The organism is Chitinophaga sp. CCNWYY40, assembly GCF_037483205.1.
GTDB lineage: Bacteria > Bacteroidota > Bacteroidia > Chitinophagales > Chitinophagaceae > Chitinophaga > Chitinophaga ginsengisegetis.
In genome coordinates this window covers 248097-261527 of sequence record NZ_JBBHLF010000005.1, presented here as the reverse complement: position 1 = coordinate 261527, position 13431 = coordinate 248097, and the positions used below count along the sequence as shown (strand labels likewise).

At 45.2% G+C, this 13431-nt stretch carries 7 protein-coding genes; 4 read left to right on the top strand and 3 right to left on the bottom strand.

What is annotated here, in order from left to right; translation table 11 throughout:
• The first annotated feature begins 72 nt into the window (after positions 1-72).
• The gene (gene mfd / locus V7S65_RS20060; RefSeq protein WP_111577043.1) at positions 73-3444 is read left to right on the top strand and encodes a transcription-repair coupling factor; all 3372 of its coding nucleotides are present in this window, start codon (positions 73-75) and stop codon (positions 3442-3444) included.
• Between the two features lie 191 nt (positions 3445-3635).
• Positions 3636-4340, top strand: a complete 705-nt coding sequence (locus V7S65_RS20055) for an SIMPL domain-containing protein (RefSeq protein ID WP_079469834.1) — start codon at positions 3636-3638, stop codon at positions 4338-4340.
• Between the two features lie 81 nt (positions 4341-4421).
• On the opposite strand, the gene V7S65_RS20050 is transcribed toward V7S65_RS20055, so the two are convergent.
• Together V7S65_RS20050 and V7S65_RS20045 are read right to left on the bottom strand one after the other, a co-directional pair.
• Positions 4422-7646 (bottom strand): TonB-dependent receptor, encoded by a 3225-nt coding sequence (locus V7S65_RS20050; RefSeq protein ID WP_336387808.1) that lies wholly within the window; start codon positions 7644-7646, stop codon positions 4422-4424.
• 315 nt (positions 7647-7961) lie between these two features.
• Positions 7962-8420 (bottom strand): hypothetical protein, encoded by a 459-nt coding sequence (locus V7S65_RS20045; RefSeq protein WP_133256120.1) that lies wholly within the window; start codon positions 8418-8420, stop codon positions 7962-7964.
• Between the two features lie 288 nt (positions 8421-8708).
• Here V7S65_RS20045 and V7S65_RS20040 point away from each other — a divergent pair, with 288 nt between their 5' ends.
• Both V7S65_RS20040 and V7S65_RS20035 read left to right on the top strand, forming a co-directional pair.
• On the top strand, positions 8709-10037 hold the full coding sequence (locus V7S65_RS20040) for an AAA family ATPase (protein WP_336387809.1): 1329 nt from the start codon (positions 8709-8711) through the stop codon (positions 10035-10037).
• A 5-nt stretch (positions 10038-10042) separates the two neighbouring features.
• Complete coding sequence (locus V7S65_RS20035; RefSeq protein WP_079469830.1) at positions 10043-11263, top strand: tetratricopeptide repeat protein; 1221 nt, start codon at positions 10043-10045, stop codon at positions 11261-11263.
• An 86-nt stretch (positions 11264-11349) separates the two neighbouring features.
• On the opposite strand, the gene gyrB is transcribed toward V7S65_RS20035, so the two are convergent.
• Positions 11350-13332 carry a DNA topoisomerase (ATP-hydrolyzing) subunit B gene (gene gyrB / locus V7S65_RS20030; RefSeq protein WP_079469829.1) on the bottom strand — a complete coding sequence of 661 codons (1983 nt, stop codon included), beginning with the start codon at positions 13330-13332 and terminating at the stop codon, positions 11350-11352.
• Between the last annotated feature and the right edge of the window lie 99 nt (positions 13333-13431).

The window sequence follows — 13431 nt, the reverse complement described above, 5'->3', positions numbered from 1 at the left end:
GAGCTGCCTTCTCTAAATATCTTCTCTAATCAAATTTCAAAATCGGTAAATCTTCGTACCTTTGCATTCTTCATGAATTTACAGGCTGTATTACAACTATTTCAACGTGATGCGCGCCTGCAGTCGCTGGTGAAGGGGATACAATCACCCACCCCACAATACTTTCAGCTCTCCTCCATTAGTGGAAGCGCAATAAATTTTGTGGCAGTCAGCACCTGGGCGCATGCAGATGCAAACCATCTCTTTATCTTAAACGATAGGGAGGAGGCAGCCTATTTCCATAACGACCTGGAGCAACTCAGCCAGGCACTGGATATTTTCTATTTCCCCGACTCTTTTAAGAAAGCTGGTCAGTTTCATGAAATCAACGGCAGCCATAGTATGCTCCGTACAGAAGCACTCATGAAGCTTTCCGGAGATACCGTAAGGAAGAAGATCCTGGTCACCTATCCGGAAGCACTCTGGGAGAAAGTAGCCGGTAACCAGGCTTTCAGCGCCAACATGGTACAACTGAAAGTAGGCGATGTACTGAAAGTAGATCCACTGCTGGAACAACTCATCGGCTGGGGTTTTCACGCCACCGATTTTGTGTATGAACCCGGTCAGTATGCCGTAAGGGGCGGTATCCTTGATATCTATTCCTTTGGTAACGAAAAGCCTTACCGTATTGAATTATTTGGAGAAGATATAGATTCTATCCGCCTGTTTGATCCGGAATCACAGCTCAGTGAACGCAAACTCACACAGGTAACACTGATCGCCAACATGGACACCCATGCGGCAGACCACAGCAAAACACCACTCACCGAATTCCTTCCCGCCAATACCGTAGTATGGATGAAAGATCCTTCCTATGTAAAAGGTGTGATAGAACAAATGGAACAACGGCTGGATGATTTCCTGCTCACCGGTCAGAAAGTGAAAGTGGATGAAGATGAAGAAATGGTGCTGAAGGAAGAAGACTTTGTGAAAGCGGCGCCACTGCTGGAACAACTGTTGCAAAAGCCAACGATTGTTTTTGGTAACAAAGACTGGCTTACAGACAACGGTTACCAGCCACAGCTCATCGCCTTCGATACACAGGAACAACCCGTGTTTAACCGGCAGTTTGATCTGCTGATCAAAGATCTCGGTAAACATAACAGCAATAAATACTCCCTCTTTATATTCTCAGACAATCCGCGTCAGCTGGAACGTTTGCGTAGTATCTTCGAGGACCTCAAAGCAGATTTTGTATTCTTCCCTATCCCTGTTGCCATCAGTAGCGGGTTTATTGATCATTCGCTGAAACTGGCGTGTTATACGGATCACCAGATCTTCCAGCGCTTCCACAAGTACAAGGTAAAGCAAGCCTACAACAAGAATAAGGCAATTACCATGAAAACCTTGCGGGAGCTGCAGTCGGGCGATTTTGTAACACACATCGATCATGGTGTGGGAATGTACAGCGGCTTGCAGAAAATTGAAGTAGGTGGTAAAATGCAGGAAGCTATCCGCATTATTTACAAAAACAACGACCTGTTGTATGTAAATATCAACTCCCTGCATAAAATCAGTAAATACACCGGCAAAGAAGGCGTGGAACCTAAAGTGAATAAACTGGGCAGCGATGCCTGGGATAAACTGAAGGAGAAAGCCAAAACGCAGGTAAAAGATATAGCCAAAGACCTGATCCAGTTGTATGCCGTACGTAAAGCCCAGCAAGGCTTTGCACATACGCCGGATACCTATCTGCAAACTGAACTGGAAGCGTCTTTCATCTATGAAGATACGCCGGATCAGAGCAAGGCCACCGCGGATGTGAAACGTGATATGGAATCGCCGGCGCCAATGGACAGGCTGGTGTGCGGAGATGTAGGTTTCGGTAAAACAGAAGTCGCCATCCGCGCAGCGTTTAAATCCATTGTTGATGGTAAACAGGCCGCCGTACTGGTGCCTACTACCATCCTCGCTTTCCAGCACTATAAAACATTTGCAGACCGCCTGAAAGACTTTCCCTGCACTGTTGATTACCTCAACAGGTTTAAATCTTCCAAAGAAAAAAAGGAAACGCTTAAACGCCTCGAAGAAGGAAAGATCGATATCATTATCGGTACGCATGCCTTACTGGGCAAGGAAGTGAAGTTTAAAGACCTTGGCGTGCTGGTGGTAGATGAAGAACAAAAATTCGGTGTTTCTGCCAAAGAAAAACTGAAACAGATAAAACATAACGTAGATACCCTTACACTAACGGCAACGCCTATACCGCGTACGCTCCAGTTTTCACTGATGGGCGCCCGCGACCTCTCCGTAATCAATACGCCGCCGCCAAACCGCCAGGCCATTGAAACGGAAGTACAGGTGTTTAACCAGGACCTGATCCGCGAAGCTATTTATTATGAAGCCGAGAGAGGCGGACAGGTTTACTTTATCCACAACAGGGTAAAGGGCCTGAAAGAAATGGCGGGCCTCATACAGGGACTTTGCCCCGATCTGTCCATCGCTACCGCGCACGGGCAGCTGGAAGGGCATCAGCTGGAAGAAGTGATCCTCGATTTCATTGACCGCAAGTACGATGTGCTGGTGTGTACCAACATAGTGGAAAGTGGTGTGGATATTCCAAACGCCAATACCATCATCATTAATAACGCTCATCATTTCGGGTTGAGTGATCTGCATCAGTTACGTGGCCGTGTAGGCCGCAGTAATAAAAAGGCTTTCTGTTACCTGTTGGCGCCGCCTATGAGCACGCTGCCTTCCGATAGCCGGAAACGCCTGCAAACGCTGGAGCAACACAGTGAACTGGGCAGCGGTTTCCAGATCGCCATGCGCGACCTCGATATCCGTGGCGCCGGTAACCTGCTGGGTGGTGAACAGAGCGGATTCATGGCCGAAATAGGCTTTGATATGTACCAGAAAATCCTGGACGAGGCCATCCGGGAACTGAAACAAAATGAATTCCGCGACCTGTTTAAAGATCAGCTGGAAGAAAAGAAAGATTTCGTGAGCGACTGTACCATTGATACAGACCTGGAAATACTGATCCCCGATACTTATATTGAAAGCATCCAGGAAAGACTTAACCTTTACCAGGAGTTGGATAACATCACGGAAGAAGGCAAATTACAGGCTTTCGCCAATGATATGATAGACCGCTTCGGCCCCATGCCGGAACCGGTGAAAGACCTGCTCACCGCTATCCGCTGCCGCTGGATGGCCATACAGCTCGGCTTCGAGAAAATGATGCTGAAAGAAGAAAACCTGCGTTGCTACTTTATCAATAACCCGGATTCTCCTTACTTCGAATCCCCTACGTTCAATCATATATTAACGTATATACAAACCCGTACCAACAACGCCAAACTAAAACAGGTTGGTAAAAACTTTATGCTGGTGGCTTCCCGTATCCGTCATATGAACGACCTGTACGACTTCCTGAAAGCTATGACTGATAGCCGGAAATAATTCTTCCCCTGTAACATAATTCCTTTGTAATCGTTTCATAACTAATATGAAATGTATAATTCTATTTCTGTAACTATTGCATTAACAAAATTTTATAAATCCCCTTTTGTGGAAACACTTTTTAACCCCGCATCATGAGGGTGTAAATAACAACAAACACTAATTTTTTTAACAATAGAAAACATCGACACATGAAAAAAGTAATGTTATTAGCAGCAGGATTATTTTTTGCACTGAGCACTTTTGCACAGCAAACAGATAAGCAGCCTCCGGTAAAGAAGATTGAAGTAAACGGATCCGCAGAAATGGAAATCACACCGGACGAAATTTATTTCAACATCTCTTTAAGAGAATATCTTAAAGGAAAAACCAAAGTGGAAATCAGCACACTCGAAAAACAACTGCAGAAAGCCGTATCTGACGCAGGAATTCCGAAAGCCGATTTCACCATTGAAAATGTATATGGTAACAACTTTGAGATTTTAAGGAAGAAGAAAGATCCGCAGGAATTTATGGCGCGCAAACAATACCGTCTTAAATTAAGCAAGCTGGATAAAATCAATGAAATCCTCGGCGCAGTAGATGCAGAAGGTATTGAAAATGCCAGGATAGCCTCTTACTCTTCCAGCAAAATGGAAGCTTACCGTAAGGAAGTAAAAATTAAGGCGCTACAGGCTGCGAAAGAAAAAGCAGAGTATATGCTTTCCGCTATTGGTAATAAAACAGATGGTGTGATCGAAATTCAGGAAATGAATACAGATAATTATTCTGATGTTCGTCCTATGATGAGTAACTACATGGCTAAATCAGCAGATAGTGCAGAAGCAGCTTCTGATATTGATTTCAAAACCATTAAGATCCGTGCAGAAGTAAGAGCAGTGTTTGCTATTAAATAATTACACTGGAGATGTAATACCAAAAAAAGAGGTTGTTCCGTATGGAACAACCTCTTTTACGTTTTATTAAGACAAGCTGAATTAGAAGCTGTATCTCAGGCCCAGCTGCATCTGGTGACGCGATGCAAAGAAATCTTTTGAGTATGGAGTGCCTGGTTTACTGAAAGTATAAGTAGGATAATTGTTAACCACTTTACCGGTAGGGCTCAAACCAACACTCGCCATTGAGTTAAAGGTGTTAGGTGTGAAGTACTGAATACCCCAGTCTTTGTTCAACAGGTTAGTAACGTTCACGATATCGTAAGTTAACGTGATGGTATGTACTTTCTTACCTGCTTTAAAGTTATAGTCCTGCGCGAAACGGAAGTCGGCCTGTGTGTTCCACGGTGTGCGGCCGCCGTTACGTTCAGTGAACTGACCTTTACGGCCACTCAGGTAGCTATTGCTGTTAACATAGTTCATGAAATCATTTGCCTGTTGAGCAGCGGTTGGTCCGCCTGCTTTATCGGTAAAGAAGTTGGTTGCTTCAGCCACATCTTTCGGGATGTAGGTGAGGCTCACCTGCTGTGGTGTACCGTTGATGGTAGCATTCACTAAACCATAAGAGAACGGTGTACCGGAAGAGGTATTGAAGAAGGCAGAGAAGTTAGATACCCATTTGCCTTTAGTGCCCCAATCCTGTTTGTAAGCAACGGTAGCAACGATACGGTTACGGATGTCAAAGTTAGAGTAAGCCAGTCCTGGATTGTTAGGATTCAGCGCCTGGTTCAGCTGCCAGTTTGATTCCATCGAGTTGCGGATACCATTGGTGATATCTTTTGCCTGTCCGTAAGTGTAAGCCACCATGAAGTTCAAACCAAAAGGGAATGTTTTGGATACCTGGCCGGTGATGCTGTAACGGTAACCTTTATCGGTGTTGGATAACAGGTAAGCGTTAGTATATAAAGGATTGATTTTAGAACCGGTGTAGATAGGCTGTTGCTTGTTTACATCGTATGCAAAGTAAGTTGGATTATCCGCCAGGTTTACCTGCTGGAACATCAGATCCTTGATTACTTTGGTATAGATACCTTCGATGGAGAACTTCCACTGGTCGTGGGTGGTGTAATCCAATGCGAGGCTGCTTCTCCATACCTGCGGCATTTTGAAGTTGTTGTCGATCATATCCACCTGTGTAGCGCCGGCAGCATTTTTAACGTCTACACCGTTCTGAGAGGCGAAGTCTGCGATACCATTCTGGGATGGTTTTGCTGCAGGCAGCGGTGCGTTAACAAATGGTTTGCTACTTTTCTGATCGTAAGCGCCGTAAGTAACACCATTGTTATAGTAAGCATAACCAACCCATGCGAAAGGAATACGGCCGGTGAATAAACCGGAACCGCCACGCAGTACCAGGCTGTTATCGCCTTTGATATCGTAGTTGAATCCTAAGCGCGGAGAGATCTGCACATTATTCAGGAAGTCATTTTTGATATCCTTTGGTTTGGTATAGTTGTAAGTGGTGCCGTAATTAGGATCTTCCGGTGATTTGATTGTTTTATCACTCAACGGCTGTTTGTTGGGAATACCTGTGTAATCCAAACGGATACCTGGAGTAATCCTGAAACGGTCAGTCAGCTGGATTTCATCCTGTCCGTAAACGCTCAGCAGGTTTGCTTTGAACTGGGCAGGAGGATTAGCCATGATATAATCACGGGAGTTGTTGGTGTAGTTATAGTTACCACGTACACGTGCAGGATTGTTAGCCAGGAAGTCTTCAACGCTGTTGTAATCCAGACGGCCATTCCAGGAGTTTACAAAACCATAGGTGATGTTGTAAAACTCATTGTGTGTACCGAGGGTAATAGTGTGATTTCCTTTGAACAGGGTTACGTTGTCAGTTATTTCAAATGTTTTTTGTTTCATGTTGAAGATACTGGCTTCACGGTCGGTACCCAGGAAGATGGTAGAACCTGGTGTTCTTCCTTTAATCTGGATCTGTGGTGTAGCCGGATCAGACAGTGGATCCCTGTAATCGTGTACATTGGAGTAACCGAGAATCAAGCTGTTGGAGAAACCGCTGTTAAAGTTACTTTTCAGTTCAGCTACAGTGGAGGTCTGGTTATTTACCTGTTTGAAGTCGATGCCCTTGAAACGGAAGTTTTGCTGATCGCGTTCCAGGTTGGTAGCTTCGGAAGTGATGGTGTTGTTACGAACAGACAACTGGTGTTTTCCATTGATGTGCCAGTCGATCCTGTTGAAGAATTTATTAGAGTTGGAATAGATGCTGGTGTTACCTGCGGTACCCGGATCTACGCCGTATGTTTTCATCAATGCGGTGATATCAGCAGCGTCTTTTTCTGTTAAGATGCCACCGCCATCAGTAGAACCTGCACCGAGGATCACCGGATCCACACGGCGGGTAATTTCTTCGTTGGTGAAGAAGAATAATTTGTTTTTGATGATGGGGAAACCGAGACGAACACCGGTCTGGTACTCATGAAAATCGCTTGGTAATTTAGAACCGTCGCCGGCGTTGTTTTTACCAACCATAGAAGCGTTGCGGCCAAATCCGTAGATGGAACCGTGTACTTCGTTGGTACCGCTGCGGGTTACGGCATTTACGCTACCACCGAGGAAGTTACCAACTTTCACATCGAAGGGAGCCAGTAACACCTGTATATCCTGGATGGCATCTACAGATACCGGGTTGGTACGGGTGCTGCTGCCTGGCTGACCGCTGGTGTTGCTTTGTCCACCCAGTGAAGGGCTGAAACCAATGGCGTCGTTGTTGATAGCGCCATCTACAGTTACGTTATTGTAACGGTAGTTGGTGCCCAGGAAGGAGTTGTTGTTGCTCTGCGGCGTTACTTTGGTAAGGTCCTGCAGGCTGCGGCTCAGTGTAGGGAGCGCTTTAATCTGCTCCTGTCCTACTCTGGTACCGGATTTGCCTGCACCGGCATTACCTGTTACCACCACTTCACTCAGTGCAGTGGATTCTTCCTGTAATTTAAAGTTGAAACTGGTGGTTCCCAGTCCGAGGTTAACATCTGATTTTACTTCTTTCTTATACCCAATGAATGAAACAGTGATAGTGTAAGGGCCGCCTGGATTCAGGTTAGGCAGATTATAACGGCCATCAGTGTTGGTTTGTACGCCTGATTTGGCGCCGGTGCTGTTATTTACTATTACTACTGTAACGCCGGGAATGGCCTGTCCACCCGGATCGGATACTTTACCCGATATAACGGAAGTGGTCACCTGTGCGTTCGCGCTGTAACATAGAATTACAATGAAGCTAGCTAATAGCGTAAAGAATGATTTCATAAACTGTTTTGTAAGTATTTACAGGTGCAAAGGAAACAGTCTGATGCAACCAGAATGTTAACAGATCATTACGGAATTGTTAAGAAGTGCCTAAAACATCCTAAAAAGGAGCCGTTTAGGGCTATTTAGTGTTTAAATACTATCAGAAATGGGAGTTCGATTTAACTTTAATGTTAACAGTGCGCTAAAATGAGATAGGAATTAATTGTTAACTCAGGGTAAACAACAAACAAAATAATATAACCTTAACGTACGTACGAATTAAAAAGCCCCGCCTTTAAAGGAGGGGCATGTGAGAAAGTTCATCAAATGTGTTCAATAAATTTCGACTTTAAAAGTCCCGTCCGTTAAAGGTTTTTCTGTTTCACCACTTATTAATACACCGGAGAATGTCCCCTCCGCGTGTTTACTATTAATGCTCGTTATAATTACTTTGATATTTTTACTCAGGTAACCCGGTTCTTTTTCCTGGATATTCATCAGCGACATTTCCACATCTTCTATATAAGTACCCGCTTTCAGTGAATCCGGAAAAGTGATCATCAGCTCCATATGATGGCCGAAGTTATTGGTAACACCATCTATCACCAGGGTCTTTTTGCCGGCATATACAGTATCGGTAAGGTATGCTTCTGTGGCATTTGACTGGTATTTAACGCCATCCATTTTAAAGTAGAAGCTGCTGGCTGGTGTTGTTTCGGTCTTTTTATCACAGGAACAAAGGATCGTTCCTAAAGCAGCAATAACGGCTACCATTAAGAGTTTCATTCTCATAACATTATAGTTTAGGCATGCCGTTTTTTAACGAAACGAAACCATTGCCGGCCGCTTTTGTGCAGCCGGCCATTAGTTAATTTGACATAGGATACTGGTTAGGTTCTGTTGGCATAGGGATAATATGGCTGCAATATATATAAATATTTATTAATTAAATAAAATATATATAGATAGAATGAGGAGTATATTTTTGATGGACGTGGGGATTTAGGCACAATTAACACTTTTTTTGCGGCCGAATTGCGTATTATTACGGGGTTACTGAATAATTAAAAGAAGCACATTATGTCATCGGAAGTAATAAAGCAATTACAGGAGGCGGTGCAGTTTTCACCGGAGAATGTGCCTTTACGTATGCATCTGGCGCAGGTACTGCTGCAGGATTATGAATATACTGCCGCAGAAGAACAATACAGAAAAGTACTGGAACTGTCGTCTTCTAATACTGCTGCACAGCTTGGCCTGGCGCGCACCTTTTATCATCAGCATAAATATTCTGCTGCCATTGTGGTACTGGAACAACTGGAAAACCGGGAGCCGGACCATTTTGATGCGCTGCTGCTGCATTGCCGCATCCTGGTGAAGGAACAATCTATGCCGTCTGCCAAAGAAATATATCAGCATTTGCTGCAAATAAATCCGGGCTTCCGTGATGAAGCGCTGGACGGGCTTTTCAGGGTAGCGCAACAACCATCTGTTTCCTTTAACGGAGAAGATGAGGAAGAAGAAGAAAGTGAGAGCCTGTTCATGCTGGAAAAACCTGAAATTAATTTTTCAGATGTAGGTGGTATGGAAAGAGAAAAGCAGGAAATAGATCTGAAGATCATCAAGCCCCTGCAGTTCCCAGATCTTTATAAAGCCTATGGAAAAAAAGCCGGTGGCGGTATCTTGCTGTATGGCCCTCCGGGATGCGGTAAAACATACCTGGCCAAAGCCACCGCAGGACAAATACAGGCGGAGTTTATAAATGTAGGCATTCATGATGTGCTGGACATGTGGGTGGGTACCAGTGAAAAAAATCTGCATAGCTTGTTTGAGCTGGCCCGTCAGAGTAAGCCCTGTGTTTTGTTTTTTGATGAGGTAGATGCACTAGGCGCTAACCGTACAGCGCTCCGGCAGTCGGGCGCAACGCATATTATTAATCAGTTCCTCGCAGAAATGGATGGTATTGCCGCCAGCAATGAGAACATTCTCATTATTGGCGCCACCAATGCTCCGTGGAGCCTGGATCCTGCATTCCGCCGCCCGGGCCGTTTCGACCGGATCATTTTTGTGGCGCCACCGGAAACGGAAGGCAGGGAAGAAATCCTGAAGTTACAATTACGCAATAAACCGGTAAGCGATATTAATTACAACGCCCTGGCAAAGGCCACTCCGGGCTACTCCGGCGCCGACCTTAAAGCGATTGTGGATATTGCGATAGAAGAGAAACTGTTGGAAGCCTTGCAGAAAGGCGTACCACAGCCCATTACACAGAAGGAATTATTAAAAGCCGCCAAAATACATAAACCCACCACAAGGGAATGGTTTAATACTGCCCGTAATTATGCGCTGTATTCAAATGAAACCGGTCTTTATGATGATGTATTGAAATACCTGGATATTAAGAAATAACGTTTATGGCTGTATTAATTCAGCGCGCTCAGATTTTAGTACAACAAGGCCGCTTCCAAGATGCCTTTGCAGCATTACGTCAGCACCTGAGCACCAATGCCCACGATACCGACGGATTGTACCTGCTGGCGATCTGTTACCTGGAAACAGGCAACACGGCAGAAGCATCCCAGATAGCAAGCAATACCCTCAGCTTTGCGCCATACGATGATCGTTTCCTGTACCTGTTGTCCAGGATCGCTTTTGCAAAGAATCAATTTAACGAAGCTATCAGGACCATCAGCAATGCAGTGGCTATAAACCCTTACCGGGTGAATTATTTTGCCATGTGGAGCCAGATTTTGTTGTCGAGGAAAGAATATGAAGCCGCGCTCCACAAGGCGGAAGAGGGATTGGCTATTAACCCGGAAGATGAAGCCTGTCTTAATCTCCGTTCCCATGCGTTGTTCCGGCTGGGCAAAAAGGAAGAAGCATTTTCCAATTTGCATGAGGCATTGGAGCACAATCCCGAAAATGCCTATACCCACGCCAACCTCGGCCAGAAGTGGCTGGAGGCCGGTGATCACCGGAAGTCGCTGGAGCATTTCAGGGAGTCGTTGAAACTGGACCCTAATAATGAATGGGCGCGGCAGGGTATGGTGCAAGCCATGAAAGCCAGGTACTGGCTGTACCGGCAGTTCCTGAACTATGCTTTTTTTATGGCGCGGCAAAAAGCGCGTACACAATGGATCATTATCATTGCCATCTTTATACTCACACAAATCGCCAGCAGGGTATTCTTCCCGGTATACGTACTGTTGGCGTTCCTGGCGCTTTCTACCTGGCTCATTACGCCGGTGAGTAACCTGTTCCTGCGCCTGAATCCATACGGCAGATACGCATTGAGCAAAGAACAAACACAGGTGTCTAATGTAGTAGGGATCCTGTTATGTGTATCGTTAGCAGCAGGTGCGGCGTTCCTGTTCTCGCATCTGCAGGGATTGTTGGCATTGTGTCTTTGCAGTGGTATTATGTTGCTGCCGGCTGCGGGATTTTATATACCTGAAAGCAAAAAGAACCGCCGGATTATTACGTGGTATACCGCAGGGCTGGCATTGTTGGGCGTATTGGGTACTGTGTTGGCATTTGTTATTAATGATGCCTTCAATATAGTTGTTACTGCTATGCTGATAGGTGTGTTCCTGTACCAGGTGTTGGCAAATTATATTCTTACGAGAGAAGGATAAAGAGATTATTTTCAGATGATAAAACAAAAAATCCTGCCGCTGAAACGGCAGGATTTTTTGTTTATAACTATAACGTATATACGTAATTAAGCATCAATCTTAGCATACTTCGCATGTGATTCGATGAATGCCCTGCGTGGAGGAACTTCATCACCCATCAGCATACTGAATACGCGGTCAGCTTCTGCGGCGCTTTCAATGGTTACCTGTTTCAGGGTACGGTGTTCAGGGTTCATGGTAGTATCCCACAGCTGTTCTGCGTTCATCTCACCCAAACCTTTATAACGCTGAATGGTTACGCTGTCTTCCTTACCGCCGCCAGCGAGCCTTACGGTCGCTTCCTTACGCTGTTCTTCTGTCCAGGCGTAAGTTTGTTCTTTACCTTTTTTCACGAGATACAGTGGTGGTTGCGCAATGTACACGTAACCCTGTTCAACCATTGCTTTCATATAACGGAAAACGAAGGTCAGGATCAGTGTGGCAATGTGGCTACCATCCACGTCGGCATCCGTCATGATGATGAGCTTGTGATAGCGCAGTTTGGAAAGGTTCAGTGCTTTATCATCTTCTTCTGTACCAATGGTAACGCCCAGTGCAGTAAAGATATTTTTGATTTCATTATCCTCGTAGATCTTATGCTCCATTGCTTTTTCCACGTTGAGGATTTTACCACGGAGTGGCAGGATGGCCTGGTAGTTACGGTTACGTCCCTGTTTGGCGGTACCACCTGCGGAGTCTCCTTCGACAAGGTACAGCTCACATTTGGTAGGATCGTTATCGGAGCAATCGGCCAGTTTACCTGGTAAGCCGCTACCGGTCATTACGCTTTTGCGTTGTACCAGCTGACGTGCTTTACGGGCGGCTTCACGGGCCTGCGCAGCCAATACCACCTTATTGATGATCTGCTTTGCTTCACGCGGATTTTCTTCCAGGAATGCCTCCAGTACTCCGGCAACAGAACTATCTACCACACCCATTACATCGGAGTTACCGAGCTTGGTTTTGGTTTGTCCTTCAAACTGTGGTTCAGGAACTTTTACGCTGATAATAGCGCTCAGTCCTTCACGGAAGTCGTCGCCGGTAACTTCGATCTTCGACTTCTCAAACATTTTATTTTTATCACCATAAGATTTAAATACACGGGTGATAGCACGGCGGAAACCGGCTACGTGTGTACCTCCTTCAATGGTGTTGATATTATTTACGTAGGAGAAAATGTTCTCACTGAATGCGTCGTTGTATACCAGTGCTACCTCTACGGCTACATTTGAAACCGGCTCATGTACTTCTACATAAATTGGATTCAGCAATATCGGGTTACGGCGGCCATTTTTGTCGAGCATCTGGATAAACTCGCGGATACCACCTTCACTGTAGAAAGTTTCAGAGAAGAAGTTACCTTCTTCATCTTTTTCACGTTCGTCGGTTAAAGTGATCTTGATTTTACGGTTCAGGTAAGACAGCTCACGCAAACGACCAGCAAGTATTTCGCGGTTGTAGGTGGTTTCTTTGAAGATTTCACCATCGGGTTTAAAGTGAATGGTGGTTCCGGTTACTTCACTGGTACCTATTTCACGTGCAGGATACTGTGGCGCGCCACGATGAAATTCCTGTTCAAATAATTTGCCTTCACGTTCTACAGTTACATAAAGCCTGTCGCTCAATGCGTTTACGCAACTCACACCCACACCGTGCAAACCACCGGACACCTTGTAGGTATTCTTGTCAAATTTACCACCGGCGTGGAGTACCGTCATTACCACTTCCAGGGCAGAACGGCCTTCCTTCGGGATAATGCCGGTTGGAATACCACGGCCATCATCCTTTACACGGATGGAGTTATCTTCCAGGATGGTAACATCGATGTTTTTGCAGTACCCCGCCAATGCTTCATCGATAGAGTTATCTACTACCTCATAAACAAGGTGGTGGAGACCCTTGACGCCAATATCGCCGATATACATGGCCGGACGCTTCCTAACGGCTTCCAGTCCTTCCAATACCTGTATACTCCCTGCATCATATCCGTTGCTGCTGGGGCTGGGTGCTTGCACTAATTCTTCGCTCATATGTTGGTGTAAAATCTATTAGAAATAAAATCGGTAGACAATCATGCAAAAATACGAAAAATAAGCCTTATTTCCACAAAAGAAGGGCTGTTTTTATGT